This is a genomic window from Pontibacter sp. 13R65 (assembly GCF_047525655.1).
Classification (GTDB): Bacteria; Bacteroidota; Bacteroidia; order Cytophagales; family Hymenobacteraceae; genus Pontibacter.
Window position 1 is genome coordinate 151,481 of the sequence record NZ_JBLIQL010000001.1, and the last position, 21,119, is coordinate 172,599.

General features: G+C 46.4%; 12 protein-coding genes. 8 read left to right on the top strand and 4 right to left on the bottom strand.

Annotation, left to right across the window (positions count from 1 at the left end):
* Positions 1 to 756 precede the first annotated feature (756 nt).
* The gene (locus ACMA1I_RS00680) at positions 757 to 2,094 is read right to left on the bottom strand and encodes a mechanosensitive ion channel family protein (RefSeq protein ID WP_337066303.1); all 1,338 of its coding nucleotides are present in this window, start codon (positions 2,092 to 2,094) and stop codon (positions 757 to 759) included.
* Positions 2,095 to 2,635: 541 nt separating this feature from the next.
* Between ACMA1I_RS00680 and ACMA1I_RS00685 the strand changes: the two genes are divergently transcribed.
* On the top strand, positions 2,636 to 4,174 hold the full coding sequence (locus ACMA1I_RS00685) for a hypothetical protein (protein WP_337066304.1): 1,539 nt from the start codon (positions 2,636 to 2,638) through the stop codon (positions 4,172 to 4,174).
* Between the two features lie 25 nt (positions 4,175 to 4,199).
* Here the strand turns inward: ACMA1I_RS00685 and ACMA1I_RS00690 are convergent, their stop codons facing one another.
* Complete coding sequence (locus tag ACMA1I_RS00690) at positions 4,200 to 8,459, bottom strand: two-component regulator propeller domain-containing protein (protein WP_337066305.1); 4,260 nt, start codon at positions 8,457 to 8,459, stop codon at positions 4,200 to 4,202.
* Positions 8,460 to 9,391: 932 nt separating this feature from the next.
* Between ACMA1I_RS00690 and ACMA1I_RS00695 the strand changes: the two genes are divergently transcribed.
* From ACMA1I_RS00695 to ACMA1I_RS00720, 6 genes are all read left to right on the top strand, one after another.
* Positions 9,392 to 10,429, top strand: coding sequence for a DUF4421 domain-containing protein (locus ACMA1I_RS00695; RefSeq protein WP_337066306.1), 1,038 nt, complete (start codon positions 9,392 to 9,394; stop codon positions 10,427 to 10,429).
* A gap of 272 nt (positions 10,430 to 10,701) precedes the next feature.
* Entirely contained in the window at positions 10,702 to 11,787 is a 1,086-nt protein-coding gene (locus ACMA1I_RS00700; RefSeq protein WP_337066307.1) for an acyltransferase, read from the top strand.
* Positions 11,788 to 12,417: 630 nt separating this feature from the next.
* Entirely contained in the window at positions 12,418 to 13,191 is a 774-nt protein-coding gene (locus ACMA1I_RS00705) for a hypothetical protein (RefSeq protein WP_337066308.1), read from the top strand.
* 130 nt (positions 13,192 to 13,321) lie between these two features.
* The gene (locus tag ACMA1I_RS00710) at positions 13,322 to 13,687 is read left to right on the top strand and encodes a hypothetical protein (RefSeq protein WP_337066309.1); all 366 of its coding nucleotides are present in this window, start codon (positions 13,322 to 13,324) and stop codon (positions 13,685 to 13,687) included.
* Positions 13,688 to 14,437: 750 nt separating this feature from the next.
* The gene (locus tag ACMA1I_RS00715; RefSeq protein ID WP_337066310.1) at positions 14,438 to 14,965 is read left to right on the top strand and encodes a DUF2911 domain-containing protein; all 528 of its coding nucleotides are present in this window, start codon (positions 14,438 to 14,440) and stop codon (positions 14,963 to 14,965) included.
* Between the two features lie 164 nt (positions 14,966 to 15,129).
* A complete protein-coding gene (locus ACMA1I_RS00720; RefSeq protein WP_337066311.1) occupies positions 15,130 to 15,687 on the top strand; it encodes a GNAT family protein in 558 nt (185 codons plus the stop codon).
* 223 nt (positions 15,688 to 15,910) lie between these two features.
* On the opposite strand, the gene ACMA1I_RS00725 is transcribed toward ACMA1I_RS00720, so the two are convergent.
* Positions 15,911 to 16,846 carry a glutamate--tRNA ligase family protein gene (locus ACMA1I_RS00725; RefSeq protein ID WP_337066312.1) on the bottom strand — a complete coding sequence of 312 codons (936 nt, stop codon included), beginning with the start codon at positions 16,844 to 16,846 and terminating at the stop codon, positions 15,911 to 15,913.
* 397 nt (positions 16,847 to 17,243) lie between these two features.
* Between ACMA1I_RS00725 and ACMA1I_RS00730 the strand changes: the two genes are divergently transcribed.
* A complete protein-coding gene (locus ACMA1I_RS00730) occupies positions 17,244 to 18,185 on the top strand; it encodes a glycoside hydrolase family 43 protein (RefSeq protein ID WP_337066313.1) in 942 nt (313 codons plus the stop codon).
* A 239-nt stretch (positions 18,186 to 18,424) separates the two neighbouring features.
* Here the strand turns inward: ACMA1I_RS00730 and ACMA1I_RS00735 are convergent, their stop codons facing one another.
* Positions 18,425 to 20,800, bottom strand: a complete 2,376-nt coding sequence (locus tag ACMA1I_RS00735) for a TonB-dependent receptor (protein ID WP_337066314.1) — start codon at positions 20,798 to 20,800, stop codon at positions 18,425 to 18,427.
* Between the last annotated feature and the right edge of the window lie 319 nt (positions 20,801 to 21,119).

Here is a 21,119-nt window from a genome sequence, read left to right on the forward strand (position 1 = left end):
TTTAAGCAGGCAAAAATATTTGGGAGGGGTTGGGTAGTTTCATGGATTTTGTATCGTTGGAGCATCCTTCCATACCACTCATCTACACTTAGAGTTGTTTTACTGAAGAAAATTTGAGCCAGGCAGAAGTTTGCAACACATGCTACCACGCGTGAAAGCCATAAAAAGAAGCCGCCCCCGGATTGCTCCAGGGGCGGCTTTTGCTGTAGGGGGAGGAATCGAACCTCCACGGAGCAGTTAGGCAAAAATCTTTGTACTGTAGTAGTTTAGGTCAAGTTGCTTTATCCCAGATTCTCCACCCCCGAGAGAGGAGGGCTTGTCTGCCAGTTTCAACACCCTACATTGTTTGTTGATGATGTAAAGGTAACAGATGTTTAATTATGATGCAAATATTATAACAAAAATTTATTTTTATTGATTGAGTTTTAATATAAATGAATTAACGTTACTGAAATTATAAAGTTGTCCCTGAGAAAAAATTAGGTTCTTGTCTTCTTCTCTATCAGGAGAAGTGGTTTTTGGTGATAGTAAGAAGCCATGTTAGTAAGTAGCAAAGCGTATTCTGTTGCACCACTGTGTTGAAGCCTTGGGAAAAGAAATATCTGTACTGAGTGCAGCGGTAGCCACCTAGATGGGCAGGCCTGGTATAGCAGATTTTACTGAAGCTGTGGCATTCTGCCCTGCTCCCCCTTCTTTACCAATTTGCCCGAACTGGTGGTATGGGTAGGGTAGGAGCCTGGAAGCTAACTGCCAAAGCTATGCTTCTTTGTTGGCCTTATCTTTAAATGTTGCCTCAACAGGTACACCGTTCGGAGCAATAAACTGCACCTGCTGGCGAGGGTACACTGGTATAATCTTCTGGAGGTACTCTGACTTGTTCAGTTCCTGGGTTATGCGTAGGGTTAATTCGCTTTTCCATTTGCGACGCTCACGGGCTCCAACCAGGTAGCGGATGGTGATGTTGGTCCAGGAGTCGTCCATAGAAATAAAAACCTGCGGCTTGTCGGATACATTATCGCCTAAGCCGGCGCGTTTCAGGAGTTGGGCGTAGGCATGGGCGGGTTCTACCATATAATCGCCTAGCAGTTGTTGCGCCACTTGCTCCAGCACCGTCATGGCCAGCGGCATATCCGATTCGTTGGCCACCGACACCGCCAGCTCATCCCACACATAAGGAAAATCGCCGGTCAGGTTTATGACGGAGCCAGTCAGAATTTCGTTGTTCGGAAACGTAACCAGGCGGCCGGTTGGTTGCTCGGCCTGCACAAAACCGGGTTGGTAAGGAGCGCCAATTTCCCAGACGGTGGTGTTCAGAAAATCAATGCGGTACACATCGCCAAATACCTCGCCCACCCTTATTCTGTCGCCAACGCGGTAGTAGCCTTTAAAGGAGTTCATGAGCCAGCCCGTAAAACTCTCGATCGGCGTTTGCAGCGACCACGACAAGGCCAGGCCAATGAGGCCAAGTGAGCCAACCAAGGCACGAATGTCTCCGGCGACTACACTCAGAGCCACGCCAACTGCTAGCAGCCACACGGCAATAGAGGCCAGCGAAATAATGGCGCTGGCGCTTTGCCAATTTCTCACTACTTTTTGCAGCAAGGCCGTCAGGAGCCGGACAAAGACCCAGGCCAGGAGCAGAATGCCAAGCGCAATCAAGATTTTTGGCAGGTTGTAAAAAAAGCTTTGCCACAGCTCCTGCAGGGCTCCAATGGCTTCGTAAGTGGCCTCTTTGCTCGATAGTGCCTCTGCCGTGGTTGGCAGATCTTCTGCGGAAACCTCTTCTGCTAAGGCAACAGAATCTTCTGCCTGCGTACCATCTTGTGCCAAACCGGCTTCTGAAGGAGCAAACAGTAACATGATAAAGCCTGTAATGGCAACCGCCAGTATAGAGGCTTGCCTGAAATTCTTTAGTCGGTTTTGGGCTCCTTTTACTGCTCCGCCGCTGCTTGCCTTTCTTTTCCGGCCTCTGTTGTTTCTTCTGGCTGCCTTCCCCCGCTGCTCCATTGGCTGTGCTCGTGTTGAGGTATTGGCAGCCGAGGCGGTTGATCTGATGTTTCTGGTACGTGTGCTGTTTCTGTTGTAAGAAGGCATAGTTTGCAAGTGTTAGCTGATCAGTTGCACCCGGTGTAAGTATGGTAAAGCGCTTTTTTGCTATACGGGAGAAGCAGTGCATCCGGTGCAGGCCTAAAGGTTCCAAACTACCTTAACAGCTCTGGAATCCCTTTGGGCGGAACAGCATAAAATACCTCCCGAAGGCTCTTTTCATTAGAATAATTTTGTTGTAGGTCGCTGATTATTGAATGGCTTAATAGTTTAACTGCTGAATGGTTGACCATAGAGAGCCACAAAAATTGCGCAGCTCTTGCGGGTGCCTGAGAACACCAGTTTTCAGAAAAGTCCGGCATATAACATCTAGCGCCTAACATTTCTAAAAAGCCTCCGGAGGCCCATATTCATTAGAATAATTGCCAAATTAGCAGTAATAGATAACCTGCAGAAACAAGTATTTGTGCTGAGTCAGACGAATATGTCTATATTGCTTTCCTGCTATTAAGCTACTTTGCAGCAATTATACGTATGTAACAGTATTCTTTAGATGGCAGTAAGTGTTTGAAACAAGCTGGAGAAGTACATGTTCCATAAAATTAATTTTAATAAAATTAATAGCTACTCCCTTACAGAAGTGTGGGCCTCTGTAAAAGACTTCTGCGCCGTGTTCGTGCAAAGCAAGTATTCTTTTATCCGGGCTATTGTACTAAGCTTGTTTGTGGTATTTGTTTACCACATGCTTTCGGCTCCGGAATACACCATCTCCAGTACTATATTTCTTCAGAACAACGACAACGAGGAGGGGCAGTCGCAGCAGGCTGGCAAGTTTAAGGCAACCTCTGTAAATGCTACGAGTGCGGCCACAGAGCCAGTTACTCTTGATGTGGGGCAACTTCAGCTAAAAGGCGCTGCCAGAAAAGCCATCGCAGACCTGAACCTGAATGTGCATTACTTTTCTAAAAAGTGGCTAGGTAAAAAGGAGGTTTACGGACAAAAAGCTCCCATAAACGTGGTGCTCATATCTTACAGCCCCAGAATTACCCAATATACCCTCGATATAAAAATTATTGATCAGAATACCTTTGTAATAAAAGAAGATGGGCAGGTAAAGGCATTTTTGTTTAACCAGATCATCGAAAAGCCTTTTGCCACTTTTAAGGTATTGCCTGGGCCGGCATTCAGTAAAGATCAGCAGGAGGTAAGGGTGTCGTTCAGCGATATTAACCTAATGGCCGAAGCCTACCTGGAGCAGCTGTCTTTTAAACGAAAGCACATGCACCCCGACCTTCTCACCATTAGCCTGAAAGATGAAATACCAGAGCGCGGAGTTAATTTCCTGAAACAAATGACTGCTGTTTATGCTGAAGGGTATGATGTGCACAAAGAGTCTTATAAAACAGCCCTGGACGTGGTGTACAATAACCTGGACAGCATACGCCTGGAGATTGCGCGCCTCGATTTGATGCTGGAAGGGTATGGCCGGCTTATTCCGGAAGAGCCTGAGGAGCAGCCGGAGGTATCGGCATCCGAAGCAGCCCTCGCCGATAAGCAGGCACAGGTGCAGGCGTTGCAAGCCCTGTACCCGTATGTGCACAACCCTATTTCGCAGATAACCATTATACCGGAGAATCTGGAGCTGAAAGATGGTATGCTGCAGGGGCTCATAAAAGAGTTTAACCAACAGCAGCTAGACCGGCTCGATCTGTTACGAACGCACTCGGAGGATAGCCCGCCAATAGCTAAAAGCAATACCAGGTTGGCTGCCGTGCAAAAATCTATTGTGCAACGGGTGGGTTACTTGCAGCAGGATGCTAATACTGTAAAGCAGAAAGAGCATCCTGCCGAAGCTAGCCCTGAGACAACAGAGCAGCGGCGCTACCTGGCAGAAGCTGACCTGGAAGAGCTACAGAATGAGCGGCAGGCGAAAAAAGCACAATATGATTATCTGCTTGAGAGGCGGGAAGAGTTGAGTAAGCTACTCGCTGCCTCTAAATACAAACTGCTTACCATTCACAAGCCAGAAAATAATATTAAGGCGAAGTCGTATTTTAAAAACTATGCCCTGGCATTTTTGTTCGGCCTGGCCATGCCCCTGTTCCTGATAAAGGTTTTAAAATGGTAGTACAGAAGTAAAATGTGCTCGTAAACTAAACCGATGGAGTAAACTCCTTGTTAGCCGCAGTTTTGGACTTTATAGCAGTCGCGGCTTTCTCCAACGATTTCAGAAGATCCTCCAGGTCTATGGGTTTGCTGATGTAGTCGTCCATGCCGGCACCTAAACATGCTTGCACATCTTCTTTCATGGCATTAGCGGTAGTGGCTATAACGTAAGGCTGAGGACCTGCTGTGTTTCCACGTATGGCACGAGTAGCAGCCAAACCATCCATTTCAGGCATTTGCACATCCATTAATATCACATCGTAGATTTTATGGTTTAGCGCTTCCAGCACCTGGAGCCCGTTTTCAGCCAGGTCGGCTGTGTAGCCTAGTTTTTCCAGCACCATGTGGGCCAGCATCTGGTTTATAGGGTAATCTTCTGCTACCAGAATTTGCATAGGGTGCTTGTTGGCAAAGTTTTCTGAAAGCTTCCTCTTCTTTTCAGGTTCTTGCTTTTCCGTTTTTTGCTGTTGCTTCAGGCAGTTGCTCAGCTGCTTGTACAGCTGCTGGTGTTTTACTGGTTTGGTAAGCGTACAGTAAAACAGGTCTTTATTTTTAGCGCCTATGCTATCTCCGATAGAGCTCAACAATATGATAGGAAGCTGCGGGTTCCGTTTTTTTATCTTTTTCGCTAGCGCCACACCATCTGTCTCTGGCATGTGCATATCACTGATTACAATATCGATTGGCTGCCTCTCCAGTATATCGATTGCTTCCTGGGCACTTTCGGCCAGCAGTGGTACAAAACTCCATTGTGTCAGCTGCGCCTTCAGAATGCTTCTGTTGGTTCTGTTATCGTCTACTACCAGTATGCTTTTACCTTTTAGCTCCGTCGCGCTCAGGTGCACATATGCCTGAAGTGCCTCCGTGCTTGGCTGCGCCAGCATACTAAAGCGGAAAGTAGTGCCTTTGCCAGGCGTACTTTCTACGGAAATGTTGCCGCCCATAAGTTCCACCAGGCGTTTGCTTATTGCCAGCCCCAAGCCTGTGCCACCATACTTGCGGGTCGTAGAAGAATCTACCTGCATAAAAGCTTTGAATAACTGTTCGGCTTTATCATCCGGAATGCCAATGCCTGTATCGCGTACTTCAAAGCTTAGTTCCGCCAACTGGTTATCGAGCAGAGAGTTTAAGGTTACACCTACAAAAATCTCTCCTTCGGAAGTAAACTTAACGGCATTTCCAACCAGGTTAATCAGGATCTGCTTCAGGCGCACACTATCGCCAATAATTTGGATGGGAGTATTGTGAGCAAGCTGGTACATCAGGTCCAGGTTCTGCTGTGCTGCCTTACTGGCAAACATATCCAGTACTTCTTCTATAGCCTCCCGCAGGTCGAATGGCTCCTGCTCCAACTCTAAATTGCCAGCCTCTATTTTAGAGAAGTCTAAGATGTTGTCGATAACAGAAAGCAGACTTTTGCCCGAACTGCTGATGATTTCGGTGTAGTTCCGCTGTTCCGAGGTTAGTTTTGTTTCGGAGAGCAGTGAGGTCATGCCGATAACACCATTCAGAGGAGTTCGTATTTCGTGGCTCATGGTGGCTAAGAACGTGCTCTTGGCATGGTTGGCTTTTTCAGCCTCCTGCCTTGCGTCCTCAGCTTCTTGCCGTGCCTGGTGCTCATGCACCTGCTGCTGGTGGAGCTGCGTATTTAACTCAAGCAGCCGGATGGTGTAATCTTTTAATTCGGCAGCCTGTGTTTGCAGGGCTTCTTTCTGTAAAATAACTTCGGATGTGCGTGCCTTTACTTGTTCCTCCAGCTCTTGCTTCTGTTTGTTTACAGCCCTCAGGCGATATTTGTATAACGCAACACAGAGACCTATAAAAGATAAGCCCATTAGTGTTCTGAACCACCAGGTAGCCCAATAGGGTGGAGTTATAATTAGTTTAATAGAGCTGCCTGTTTCATTCCAGACGCCGTCGTTGTTGGAGGCTTTTACCCTGAAAACATACTCTCCCGGATCCAGGTTCGTGTAATAGGCTTTTCTGCTGGAGCCCACGTAGTTCCAGTTCGTATCAAAACCTTCCAACATATAAGCGTATTGGTTCTTTTTGCTTCTGGTGTAATTTATGGCCACAAACCCAAAAGAAAGTACCGACTGCTTATGCGATAACTTTATTTCATAGGCTTCAGAAATGGCTTGTTTAAGTGGTGAGCCTTCTGTGCCTATGGGTACTTCTTTGTTAAATATCTGGAAATCGGTAATGTAAACAGCAGGTGCTTTTTTGTTGTAAACAAAAGTAGCCGGATTAAACTTGTTGAAGCCGTTCAGGCCACCAAAGAGTAGCTCTCCTGAGCGAAGTTTAAGGGCGGCACGCGGCAAAAACTCATCTAGCTGTAATCCGTCCTCTGTCCTGAAATTTTGGAAGGTACCCTGGTCTGGGTTAAAGCACGACAAGCCCTCGTTAGTACCAAGCCACAGGTTGCCTTGCTCGTCTTCCTGTATGCTGTTAATGGTGTTGCTGGGCAAGCCATGTCTTTCGGAGTAAGTGCGAAAGGTGCCGTATTTCTGGTTTGCCAGGTTCAAGCCATTCCTTGTCCCGATCCATACCCTGCCCTGCCTGTCTTCGTAAATAGTAGTAATAATATTGTTGCTCAGACTTGCCGGTTTTGCCGGGTCGTGCCTGAAAACTTTAAAGATGCCTTTTTGCTCATTTATTTTATACACGCCTTCTGAGGTAGTACCGAGCCACATGGTGCCTGCTTTATCAATATAAAAACTGTTAATGCCATCAGCGGGAACTTTCTTTCCTTTCCAGCCATAGCGGTAAAAGGCGCGTGTTTCGGGGTTGTACTTAAAAATGCCCGTGTTCAGAGTTGCCAGAAAAAGCTCGCCCTTTGGGTTCTGCTGTATATGCCAAATGTCGCGGAGCAGCATGGTGTCCTTTGTTACAGGGTCTATGCCTACATAATGCTCGAAGGTATTTTTGTCGCGGTCGTAGGTCATAACGCCGGCATCGAAAGTGCCCAGCCAAAGGTTGTTTTGGGTGTCTTCGTAAAAAGAAGTAATAGTGCCCAGCCATCTGCCTGTTTGGGTTTCTTCGTGGTGGCGGAATTTCTTGGTTTTTGGATTGAAGGAATCAAAACCGCTGCGAAGGCCTATCCAGATGTTGTCTTTTTTGTCCTGGTAAAATGCGGATACTTCGCGCGAGCCTAAGCCGTCGGGTTTGCCAGGGTTGAAAACATAGTGCTCAAAGTTAGCCGAATAAGCTTCTTTTATAGAAATGCCGGCAATGCTGCCAATCCAGATGTTGCCATTGGGGTCTGCGTAAATTGTGTTGAGGCCATTGTCCAATAAGGAGCTTCCAACAAAGGAGTCGTGCTGGTAGTTGGTAAAAGTGTCGTTTTTTTTGTTCAGAATGCTGAGGCCATAGTTGGTGGCAATCCAAATGCGGCCATCTTTGCCTTGGCAAATGCCAGGTACATAATCTGCCAGCAGTGTAGGCTGTTTGGCGTTTTGGTATATGTAATGCTTAAAGGATTTTGTTTTAGGCAGAAATCTGTTCAGGCCGCCAAATGCCGTCCCGATCCATACTTCGCCTTCAGTATCTACAAAAATCTTCCGGATAGAGTTGGTGCTTAAACTGCCAAGGTCAGATGGTTTATGTTTATAGTGCGTGTAATGTTTTCTGTCTTTGCTGATGACGCTAATGCCAGCCTCGGTACCGATCCACATGTTGCCTGCCTGGTCTTCTTCCAGCGCCCGTACAATGTTACTGATGGGACTTTGCGGGTTTTTCGGGTTGTGCAGGAGGCGGGTAAATGTCTTGGTGTCGCGGTTGAAAATATTCAGGCCCCCTTTGTCGGTGGCGATCCAGATTAGACCGGAATAATCTTCGGTAATAGAAGTAATACGATCGTCGCTGAGGCTGTTGGGGTCGCTAGGGTCGTGCCTGTAAACCGTGAAATTATCCATTTCCTGGTTGTACACGTTTAGTCCACCATTGTCGGTGCCAATATACAGGGTGCCTTTTTTGTCGAGAAAGACTTTGATTACTGCATTAGTGCTGAGACTCTCTTTAACAAGCGGGTTATTGCGGTACACCTTTGTCTTATAGCCATCGTACTTGTTTAGCCCATCGGAAGTGCCAATCCATATGAACCCTTTCTGGTCCTGTACAATGCTCCTGACAAAACTTTGCGACAAGCCGCTTTTAGTAGTAAGGTGCCTAAAGGAGATATCTGTTGACTGCGCCAGACCTGCCAGCGTGTACAGCAGAAATATAATTAGACTGTAAAATTTCTTCATGCGCGTTACTACTGTTTTGCCTTCGTGTTTCTGTCCGGCTCTGTTCTGCTCTAACTCAATGAAGGCATGAACACCTAAAATTTGCAAACAATTCCTGGTGTTGATAATTCAAACCTGTTAGTCTTGGCTAAAATAAAATGAGCTTGCTAGGCTGAGGTAATTTAAGTTTGTTTTCTGCCTGGGTGTGTCATTAGCACGAAGCAGCCAGCTATGGGCAAGCTACAGAAAAATCTGTTTCAGGAAGAGAGAAGCATAGTAGCAATAAGTATGATTGACTGGAGCCAATAAATTACAGTGGTGATAAATACTCTTTATTTAGTTCTAAACTTTGTGGAGCAAATATACTGAAATAACTTCTTCTGCCAGATGAATAGATAAATATTAATCAAAGAGAATTTTGCAGCAAATACCGTGTAAATCAATTTATAAATACTTTAAGTACGGGTTCCTGGTGCGAGTAAAAAAAACTGCACCTGCTTGGGCAGGCTGTTCTATTTTGCGGAAGCTCCAACAGACTCCGTAAGCTGGGTTGCCGGAACAGCTGTGTTATAGCTGGTAGGGCTGTAACACAGATTAGCTAAAAGTACGCTTCAATTATTCTAATGAAATGAGCCTTCCGGGAGCTTTTTTTGTCTCAGAGCAGCTATGTTATTTTGGATTTCTTTTAGTGGTTGAGCCGAAACGAATGAGGGTAACTTCGCTGCACCAAACCTGTCAGCCCTCACGGGCAATAGGCATAGAATGCCTCCGGAAGGCCTGTTTCATTAGCAGAATTTAGCCGAATGAGCTTTCTTCGTTGCTAACTTGCCTCATGAGCGGTAGCGAAGCAAAGTAGCAGGCTACTTGTGTTTTGTAACCAGAAGTAACACAAGCAGGTACTACACTCCTATACGCTCGGTGCATTGCCATTTACTCTTTTGTTAAACTACTACATGATACGCCTCCTGTTTTCTTTATTTCGCTTCTTTGGCATTTATTGTATTGTGCTAGCAGCTGCCACCGAAATGCGGGCACAAACAAGCTCTGAAAACGAATATTACCAGCCCTTTCCGGATCTGCTGACAACCCGTTTTTACTTCTCGCAGAAATACACTGGTTTGCGCATTCGCGACAAAATTGACGACTCCAGGTATCTTTATGTGCCTAATACCACCCTCAACATGGGTATAGGAGCCACTTACAAATGGGCGACCCTGAACCTGGGCTATGGTTTCGGCTTTCTGAACCCAGATAAGAACCAGGGCGATACCCGGTACCTGGACCTGCAGGCGCACATTTACCCCAGAAAGTTTGTGGTGGATGTCTTTGGTCAGTTTTACAAGGGCTATCATTTACAAGAGCGGGGAAGGGGAGTTGCCACAGACGAAGCATTTTATGTGCGACCAGATTTGGCCCTTACCAAGATCGGGGCATCGGTGCAGTACCTGTTCAACCACGAGCGGTTTTCTTACCGGGCGGCTTTTATGCAGAACGAGTGGCAAAAAAAATCGGCAGGTACTTTTCTGCTTGGGTTCGAAATGTATGGGGGCCGTGTGGCAGGCGACAGTGTGCTGGTGCCTGTGCCTCTAATCAGAAATACTGCGGGGAACTTTACCAGTCTCAATTTTTTTGAATTTGGCCCTAATGCCGGCTATGCCTATACCTTGGTTTTTAAAAAGCATTTTTTTGTTACAGCCTCTGCTGCTGCTAACCTGGGCATAGGATATACTGAGAAAGAAACAGAAACTAACTCCCACACGCAATGGGGTGTAAAGCCGAATATATTTTGGCGGGGCGTTATAGGGTACAATGCCAGCCGCTGGTCTGTTAATGTCAACTATGTTCGCAACAATGTGCGCCTAGTATCCAACGAGGGCTTTTCTAATACTATGCTCACGGGCAACTACCGCCTGAATTTTGTATACCGCATAAATCCGGGGCCAAAGCTGAGTAAGCTACTCCGGCACCTGGATCGGGTAGGACCGGAATAACAGCAGGCAAAAGAAGGTGCATTGCACTCTTTGTAGCCGGTGCTGCTGTGCTACAAAGCAGAATGCCAAAAAGTAATTTTATAATATATAGCAGATTTTCAGTTTATATAAGTTAAATGCATAACATTATTTATTAAAATCAGGTACAGAAAAGCTGAGGCGAAAGCCGAGTCAATAATTGAATTTTCTTGATGCAGGTTTTATAGAGGTAACAAGCATACCCTGTGTTTTAGTTGGAGGCAGGATTTATGGAGAAGAACAGATTACTTTTTATGGATTCCCTGAGAGGAATCGCCGCTTTTTTGGTCGTACTTTACCATTATACCACAACATACAGAAGTTTATACGGACATAGTTTTTCGAAGCAGTTCGATTTTGCCTATGGCCACTATGGTGTAGAGCTATTCTTTATGATCAGTGGCTTCGTGATTTTTTTTAGCTTCAAGAACCTAAAAGACGGCAAAGACTTTTTGTTTAAACGCATTACCAGGCTTTACCCTGCCTACTGGTTTTGCGCTATTGCTACATTTTCGGCTGTATATCTCTTTGGCTTACCAGGCCTTGAAACCTCCTTCACTGATTTTATAATAAACCTCACCATGTTCCAGAAACTGGTGGGAGTGCCGGAAGTAGACGGCGTATACTGGACCCTGTTTTATGAATGGATGTTTTACCTGATGCTGCTGGTTGTCTTTGTGGCTGGTAAAATCGACAAAATTCTTTACATCGGCGCCGCCTGGATGGCTCTTAATTTTGTAAACATGCACCTCTATGAAATACCAGTTGCAAGCAAGCTGCTCAACCTGTATCATGGTGCCTTCTTTTATTCCGGCATCTTATTTTATATGCTCAAGTTTAAGCCGGAGGTGCGAAAGCAAGTGCTGGTGCAGTTAGCGCTAACAGCGGCCATGGCCCTCTCTTTTTACTTGAATAAAGGCCTAACTGATGTGTTGATAATAGGCGGTATGTATTTCGTTTTTTACCTCAGTATAAGCGGGAAACTCGATTTTATGTCGAATAAAGTATTTTTGTTTTTAGGTAGCATCTCATACCCGCTTTACCTATTTCACCAATACATCGGCTTTATTATTATAAATAACACGAAAGCATTTTTCAGTGGCAGCATGCTGGTTATTGTGCCGCCTATTGTGTTTAGTATTGTTTGCGCTTACCTGATTTCGGTGTATGTGGAGCAGCCGGTTATGCAGCTCATGAAGAATTGGTACAGGTCCCGCACAGGCAACAAGCCTGCAGAAGTGGGTCAGGAGGTGGCGAGTAGTGCGTTTGCCCAGCCTAAGCCGGAGAAATCGGACAAATTCCAGATGGGCAGTGTGAGCCCCCGCACCGAACTGTCCTAAGCCTCATAAAGATCCCTAAACAACCTTTACAAAAATTATTAGATTAACTTGCGGTTGACGGGCCCTTAACCTCTTGTTTTTGGAATGCAGCTGCTTTACCCCGTGCAGTACCTCTTCCATTAAAATAAGAGAGGCGCAAGGCTACAGACAAGGTCGCGCAATGCGTTGCTAAATAACTGTTAATTAAATTTTTATTGAGGGTTTTTTCATATAATGGCAGCATCATGGGGCAACAAGCCTCCGAATCTGCTCTTTTACCTGCAACTCGAAAAAGCAGGCCTTACATTCTCAGATAAGTTAGATTATGATGTTACCAAGGTCCCTGTATGGTTTCACAGATAAGGAAACTAGGGAGCGAAATACGATTTCTGGGGGCGACGGCAACAGGTGAAATGCCATAAAAGTGCTTTGAGGTAGCACAGATGTTCCTAATTTGCTGTGGCATGTCTTGTCTGCAACTAAGCAATCTCATACCTACTAAATAATTTTTTCTGCTGCCTATCATACTGCTCTTCCTAAAGCCATCTTCTCCCGCATAGCTGTATCTAAAGTTAATGTTTATATTTATTGTTAAAATAATTTAATATTTTTATCTTCCGCGCCATATTCACTCCACTTTATCAGGTAAATATGCCTCAGATTGTCAATGGAAAAGTGCCGGTAACGTTAAATGGTGCAGGCGCCTTAAAAGAAGTTGCTCTTGTAAAGGAGAAGGCCAGTGCCGATGCGCTGCCTATTTACAGTGCCAACTTTATAAAATATTTGCTGTTGGTAGCAGGAATTTTACTTGTGCTCCACCTGCTCGTGGTGCTGGTAATTCTGGCCGGCGATGAGTACAACTTTTTACCAACCTGGCAAGGCAAATTCTATTTCGCTAAAAAAGGAAACCTGCCTTCTTTTTTTTCCTCGTTTATTTTGCTGCTGTCGTCGTGCCTGTTGGCTTTAATCGCAGCAATCAAACGCAAAGCAAAAGACTATTTTGCAACTCATTGGGCAGGGCTGGCACTTATTTTTATAGCCATGGCGGTAGATGAGGCGGTAGGCATACATGAGCTGCTGCTAGCCAGGTTCAGCCCGGCAGATGAAAGATATCTGGTATGGGGCGTGGCAAGTGGTGTCTTTGTGCTTCTGTTTGCCGTGTTTTATTACCAGTTTTACAAAAGCTTAAACCTCGCGGCCCGCAGAGGCTTTTTTACAGCCGGTTTTTGTTTTTTGCTAGGGGCTATAGGCTTTGAGATGCTGGGGGCAAGCCTACTGAACCAAGGTTACAACGACCGCAGCCTGCTTTTTATGGCAGTAATGACAACAGAAGAAGTACTGGAAATGGGAAGCATCCTGTTTTTCGTAAACGTGCTGTTTAACTACCTGAAACCATATGCCACATTCGGCTTTGTGGTAAAGTAAGAAAAGACTTTTGTTGTTGCCATAGGCGTTCATATCTATAAAACGGGCAACTATTTCTCTAGAAGCGCCCGCATGCTGGGTTGGGTGCTAACAGGTATTGGCGTGGTAGCAGTGCTGAAAGGAGTAATGGTTGGCGCTGCTTTTTTCGGCTGCCATTATTACACAGTTAACCTACAAGGCAGTAAAATTCGATCTGCAGCAGCGGAGGTATGGGCAGGGGGTGCAGTTGCTTGGCAAGTTCTTCGGTGCAGAGCAACCGCTTCCGGAGTTTGAGTTCCTGTACCTGAAGCGTAACAACTACAGTCAGGTAGCTGAGTCAAGGGGATCTATGTCAACACTTTATAACACCAAATATGATGGCTTCCTGAAATTGGCAGATGGCACCAGACTGCACCTGCTGCAGCACCAGTTAAAAGAGGTGGCTTTGCAGCATATAAATAAAATTGCACAGGAACTGGACGTGCCGCTGCGTGACTTGACAGAAGTGCAGCACTAAACCTCGACGCCCCCTTTCACAGTGAAATTCTGAACATTACAAGTTCCTTCCTTCGTAAACTCTTTTCTATCGCTCTTTTAGGTTTCTTCAGGTGCGGCACCAAAAAGAAGCGGCCTCAGATTTGCACCTGAGGCCGCTTTTGCTGTAGGGGGAGGAATCGAACCTCCACGAAGTAGTTAGGCAAAAATCTTTGTACTAAAAAGTTTAAAATAGCTGCTTTATCCCAGATTCTCCACCCCCGAGAGAGGAGGGCTTGTCTGCCAATTTCAACACCCTACATTGTTTGTTATTGATGATACAAATGTATGTGATTGTTTGTTTTGTTGCAAATATTTTACAAAAAATAGATTAACTTTTTTTAATTTTTAACTAATATACGATTGTGTTGATAAAATAGTAATACAAGATTTGTTCGATTAGGGGTATACGGTAATAGGTAAGGCGGGTTTGAGTATAGTTAAGCAAAAATTATTTCTTCATCAGTTTATAATTCTTAATGGCTTGTGTATGAACGAAAATAGCCTTAAACCTAATCTGCTAAATTTATGAAAGAGTTTATGCTCATGAAGTTTTAAGCTTTACTTACCTTTAAATTAATCCCTGTAAAAAAGTAGCCATGTTTCGGAAACATATAAGGAAATATAGGGTGGTTCAGATAAAGATCTTTCAGTCTTTGATCTTCTAAAGCATTGTGTAGTAGAATACTAATTTGTTTCTTATCTTTCTCATACAATCAAAACAAAATAAGATATGAAAAACAACCATTTGTTCAGTTCGCTTCTTATGCTGATGGTGAGCCTGCTTATTTCTGTTGGTGCCAATGCCCAGACCGACAAAGAAAATCGCCCAAGCCCACCGGCTACTGCCTCTGGCAAAATTGGCCAGGCTAACATCACCATCAACTACAGCAGCCCCTCTGTAAAAGGGCGTACCTTGTGGGGCGATAAAATTCCTTATGGCAAAGTGTGGCGCTCCGGTGCCAACGAGGCTACTACCGTTGAGGTAGACCAGGATGTGACTGTGGAAGGAAAAGCACTTCCGGCCGGAAAGTACAGCTTCTACACTATTCCGGGAGAAGACCAATGGACTGTTATCTTTAATAAAACTGCAGACCAGTGGGGCACCCAGTACAAAGAAGACCAGGACGCGCTGCGTGTAACGGTTAAGCCTAGAAAAGCTGCTGCTATGACTGAGCGCCTGGTGTACGAGGTAAAAGAACCTGGTATAATCCTGCGCTGGGAAAATCTGGAACTGCCTATAGCTGTTAAAGCCAAATAAAGGCAATGCTTGTTCAATTCTAAAAATAAAACAATAACACAGTTCAAGGCTGTGGACCGTGGCCGGAGCAAATCTTTCTGTTCCGGCCACGGTCACTTTTCCATTTAGTATAAACTGAGTAGCCAGCGGCTGCCACACAAGCCAGAGAAATACTGCGGCTTCTCATGATACAGTTTAAAGAAGAACTTAGAACAGAAAGGCTCCGGCTAAAGGTGCTCGACCAGGAAAACGCCGACACCTTATCAGGCTTGGTATCGGAAAATAAAGCAAGGCTGCAGGAAAGTTTCCCGATCACTGTTTCCCGAACAACAGATGCCGCGTCAGCCGTCCACTACCTGAACGAGTTGGAGCACGATCGCCTGCACGGCAGATCTGTGCTGTATGGAGTTTGGTATAGGTCTGCGCTTATAGGTTTGGTTATTGTCAAAAACATAGACTGGCGCATTCCGAGGTGCGAGGTCGGCTACCTGGTTGCCGAACCCTACGAAGGACTTGGTTTTACTTCAGAAGCTTTGAAAGCGGTGTGCCAGTACTGCTTTAGAGAGCTGGCGATTCTCAAGATATCCGCTAAAATAATTCCGTCGAACCAACAGAGTAGACAGCTGGTCGAAAAGCTGGGCTTTGAATTGGAAGGCACCCTTCGGAAAGAATATATAACAGGTTTAGGAGAAGTAGTAGATGTGAGTTACTACGGCCTGCTTAGTCAAAAAGAATCTGATTAAAAGCAACATCTAGCCAGCCTCAAATTATTCAAATAAAAATAGCCTTCCAGAGGCTTTTTGAAGACGCAAGACCTAGGGCACAGGACTTTATCCGGTACAGGCTCCACTAGCAAGTTTTTCATCAATTTTAACTTCCAATTTTGAATTTGGCACAGCCACACCAATTCTTCTAATGAAAATACCCTTCCGGAGCTGCTTTTACCTGGTATCTATCAAGAGTTGATTATTGAACTACGGGGGGCACATCTTCTGGCCTGAACCTCTTCAAAAAGCTGCGGGCATCTGTAATATTGGCGTTTTGCCAGCCGAGCAACCGGGCAAGTAGCCGCCATAGTTCGGTGGTGGTCATACCTTTCCGGCGCATGCCATACAACGACTCTGCCCCTTCAGACTTAGACAATTTTGTGCCATCGTGTTGGAGCAGCAGGGGGTGGTGGAAAAACTGAATTTGGCTGAAAGCTGCGCTGCCGGAGCACTGCGCCAGAAAAACCTGTGCTGCCGTGGAGTTAAGCAAGTCCTGCCCCCGCACCACCAGGTTAATGCCCATTTGCAGGTCATCGCAAACAGAGGCTATCTGGTAGGCCGGAATGCCGTCTTTTCGCCGCACCACAAAATCAGGCATCTGCTCCCAAAGTGGCACCTGGTACGCTTTTCCTAAAAATTGATCGTGAAAGGTAACCATTGAATGGTCTGGCACCAAAATGCGCCAGGCATTGCCCGGCTGCTCTAGCGGCACCTGCGTGCTTCGGCAGGTGAGGGGGTAACGCCCTGCTGGCGAGGCCGCCGCTATCTGACTCCTGGAGCAGGGGCAGGCATAAAGTAGACCTTGCTCCCGCAACTGGTGCAGGTACTCCCGGTAAAGCGGCAGCCGGAGGTGCTGTGAGTAATTCCGCAGAAAATCGTCTGGGTTGGCAGGGCCTTCGTCGTAGTCGAGGCCCATAAACTGCAGCGTGTCAAATATGTTGTGCAGGTACTCGGGCCGGAAGCGGGTATTGTCGAGATCATCGATACGCAAAACTACTGTGCCGTTCTGCTTCCGCGCCAGCGCCCAGGTAAGGGCAAACGAGAGCACATTGCCCAGGTGCAGGTAACCACTGGGTGTAGGCGCTATCCGGGTTTTAACTTTGGCTTCTGAAAACAATGGCTTCTGAGGTTCCAACTGCTTTATGGCTGGTGCTGCTATAAATTAGAAATTAAAAATTAGAAATTAAAAATAAGGGTGGTAAGAATGGTGTAAGCATCTTTGCTTTATCTGGTCTTACTGACCACCCTTGGAGCCTGCAAAGCTGAGTAGGTTTGTAAAAAAGGATGCTTTATCTGATAACGGATTCAACAGGGAAAGCCATATAGAATGCTTTGGCATGTACTTTTGTTAATTAATTTGTGGCCGGTTTAGGATAAAAGTGCAAAAGCTATTATCTAGTGATGGGGCAAATGAACAAGTAGCCATCAGAGATCGTGGTACCAACATATTTTTAGCACTTGCAACCACGATACTTTCTGTTGTTAAACTCATGAACCCAAAATCTATTATTTAACAACTAGCATTTAGAATAATGAAGAAAATCCAGTTTTTGCTGTTGCTTTTGTTGCCTGTGCTTTGGTCCTGCGCCTCCTCAAGGCAGGCAGCTGCTTCCGAAGAAGAAGTTTACCTGTTCTCTTACTTTAAAGGAAATGGCGACGGGCTGCACCTGGCCTACAGCACCGATGGCTACAACTGGCAAGCTCTCAAAAACGATTCTATTTTTCTAAGACCTGCGGCAGGCAAAGACAAGCTTATGCGCGACCCCTGCATTATACGGGGCGGCGATGGCAAGTTTCATATGGTATGGACGGTAAGCTGGAACGAGCGGGGCATCGGCTATGCCAGTTCTTCTGATTTGCTGAACTGGTCGGAGCAACAGTATGTGCCCGTAATGGAGCACGAGCCGGGCGCCCGCAACACCTGGGCACCAGAAATTACCTACGACGATAAAACTAAGGAGTACATGATTTACTGGGCCACCACCATTACCGGCCTCTACCCCGAAACACAGTCGAACGAAGAGAGTGCCTACAACCACCGCATGTACTACGTTACCACCAAAGACTTTAAAACCTACAGCGACACTAGGTTGCTCTACGAGCCGGGCTTTAATGTAATAGATGCCACGATTGTAAAAGATAAGAACCGCTTTGTGATGTTCCTGAAGGACGAAACACGCGAGCCGGCACAAAAGAACCTGAAAGTTGCTTTTGCTGATAACCTGACCGGCCCGTATTCTGTCGCAGGTCCGCCCATTACAGGTAATTACTGGGCCGAAGGCCCCACAACTTTAAAGCTAGGCGACACCTGGATCGTGTACTTCGACAAATACCGCGACAAAGCCATGGGAGCCGTGCAGTCGCAGGACCTGCAAAACTGGACCGACATTTCCGATAAGATCTCTTTCCCGAAGGGCATGCGCCACGGTTCTATTTTTAAAGTAACCAGGTCTGAGTTCGAGAAGCTGCAATAAACAAAAGAACACAAGTATCAGGATACAAGATTCAAAAGTTTTTTATGTGCAATAAAATGGTCTACATGTTATCGTGATTTGTTCGATCAGATAAAATAGCTTCATGTAAATTTGTCCTGGTGTTTAGTATTGATTACTGCTCCTGTTGCGCAGGCTGCCTGCAGCCAAAGCGGACATAAAACAAAAAGCTCCTTTTGCATATAACGCAAAGGAGCTTTTTGTTTTATTAGAAGTTAGGTTTAAAATTCAATGCGGTAGTTCAGCACCGGCACCAGGCCCATCTGGTAGTTCGTTTTAATTTCTTTTGCCTTCCGGTCGTAGTACTGTGCGTACATGTTCTGACGGTTGGTTACGTTTTGCAGGTCCAACGACAAAATATAGGAGGCTTTCGGGTTGTTCTTCCGGAAGCTCACCCGGATGTCTGACCTGAAATAAGCATCTGCCTGTGCGGCATAAGCCTGGTCTTCTCTATAAACCGCATCGCCCTTCTCCCGCGATTTTTCCAGATCGATAGGGGTGTAGCGGTTGCCACCGGCCCAGAGCAGTTTAATGTTGGTGCCGATCAGGTTTTTGCCACCTTTGCCCACTCTAAACTCTTTGCCTGCCAGAAAATTGGTTATATAGTTACCGTTAAAGCGTGTGCTGCGTTCTATGCCGTCCGTGGCAGTGTACTTCGACTCGTAAAGCGAGGCCGTCATCAGGTAATAAAAGTTGTTGGTGAAGAACTTCTCCAGTGTCAGCTCCAGCCCATAGTTGCGGCCGGTTCCTTTGTTTATCAGGCTGTCGGTAGTAAAACCGCCGGAAGCATTCAGAGTCGATAAGCTGCTGCCATTTACGCCAACCGGCACGTTGTAAAGGTGCTGGTAATAGGTTTCTGCCTTCAGGCGCAGGTCGGGGCGGAGCAGGTGATCGTAGGCCAACACATAATGAGCCGCTTTGGTAAAGCCAAGGTTCCTGTTTGGCAGCACTACAGCATCCTGCACCCGTTGCTCGGTAAAGTAGGTCGACAAGGCTTCATGGCGGCTATGCAAGCCCACACCGGCACTAAGCGACCGACCAGGCACTAGCTGCCATTTCAGACCGAAGCGTGGCTCAATGCTGCTTTTGCTGTTTAAGGCAAAGTAGGTGGCATGCAAACCTGTGTTTACGGTAATTTTTTCTGACAAGCGGTACTTCCACTGGCTATAGCCTTGCACCATGCTGGTAGTGCCTTCCTGCCGGATTAGCCGCACAAACCTGTAGTCATCATCCTGGCCATCGGAGCTGGCATCGTAGCCCATATGGCTTAGAATAATGCCCGACCGCAGAGTGTGCTGGTTGTTGAACTTGCGGTTATAAAGCGTGGAAAGGCGGGTGGTATTGTAGGCAATACGCTGGTGATAAATAGGAAATGCTTCTGCTTCCGTAGAAATAGAGTCGAAGTTAATGCTGGTGGTTTTGGCAGAGTAACTGAGGGTGGTCTCCAGGTAATCGTCTTTGCCCAGAAACAGCATGTGCGTAAGGCCTGTTGCTCCCATGTTAGAAGAAAAAACATCGTCAAACTGATCATAGTATTCTTTCCAGTTGTCCGGGTTTCTGTCGGCGCGAAGGTTCTGGTTGCTCAGGCCGCCTAAGCCCCACAAAGAGAAAATGCCTGCTTTACTGGTCGGCACCCGCACTTTAAAAGAAAAGTCCTGGAAGTTTGGAGTGGCATCGCCTGCAATCTTAATGCCGGCTGCGTTGAGCATGGCCAGTGTGGAGTAGCGGTAGTTAGCCAGGTAAGAAGCCTTAGCTCCTTTCTTAAATGGGCCTTCCGCGGCAAAGTCCACGCCCAGCACACCCGCCTGAAAAGCATATTCCCGCTTTTCGTTGTTGCCATTGCGCAGCCTGATGTCGAACACGCCAGAGAGGGCATTGCCGTACTCAGAAGGGAAGGCACCAGTATAAAAATCGGAGTTGTCGAGCATGTTTACGCTCAGCATACTAATGGCGCCTCCTGCGGCTCCTTCATCAGCAAAGTGACTTGGGTTGGGTACTTCCACGCCTTCAACACGCCATAGCACACCACGCGGAGAGTTGCCCCGCACTACAATCTCGTTGCTCATGTCGTCGCTGCCGCCTACGCCGGCATAGTTGAGCGCAGCACGCGCCGGATCGTTTATGCTGGCAGCGTAGCGTTTGGTTTCTTCTACAGAAATGGAGCGGGCGCTAAGCGTAGCCATCTCGTTCAGGGGAGCGCCTTTGGCCTGCTGCCCTGCGCTTACCACCACTTCTTTTAGGTTCCGGAAAGACTCCGTAAGGCCAATGGTTAGTATCATTTCCTTGCCTGAGCCCAGCAGCAGTTCCGGCAGCACTTGCTCTTCGTAGCCTACAAAGCTGATGCGAAGGGTGTGGCGGCCCACCGGTACCTGCTCCAGCCTGAAGTAGCCATCCACATCGGTAGTGGCGCCAATAGCCGGGCTGAGGCTGTAGATAGTGACTGTAGCGCCAATAAGTGGTTCCTGTGATTCTTTGTCGATCACTCTGCCCCTGATCGTTTGCGTAAGCTGTTGGGCAACAGCAAAGTTGGGAATGCCTGCCAGTAAGGATAGGATTACCAGCAGACGGAAAACGCCTGAATTTTGTAACATCATCATAGTTTTATTTTGTGTAGAGATACTGGTGCGTAATTGGGTGGCAAAGTTACAAAAACAGTGCTTAAATATTGGTTCTTGAATATTATGAGAGTGCTAATTAGACGAACAGCCTGCTTTGCCAGATAAACGCCCTGTTTTTTAGGATATAAAAGTTTGAGTTGAGTTATTTTGTTGATATGCAGTTGGTTGTGAAATAATGTCTTCCCAGGATCAGCCGATGTAGGGGCAGGTGACTCAAGGAGAGGTACAGGAAAGCAAACGATCAACATTCCTGCACTGGATCTCGTTTAGCTGGCTAAACTAAATTAAGAGAAAGCAA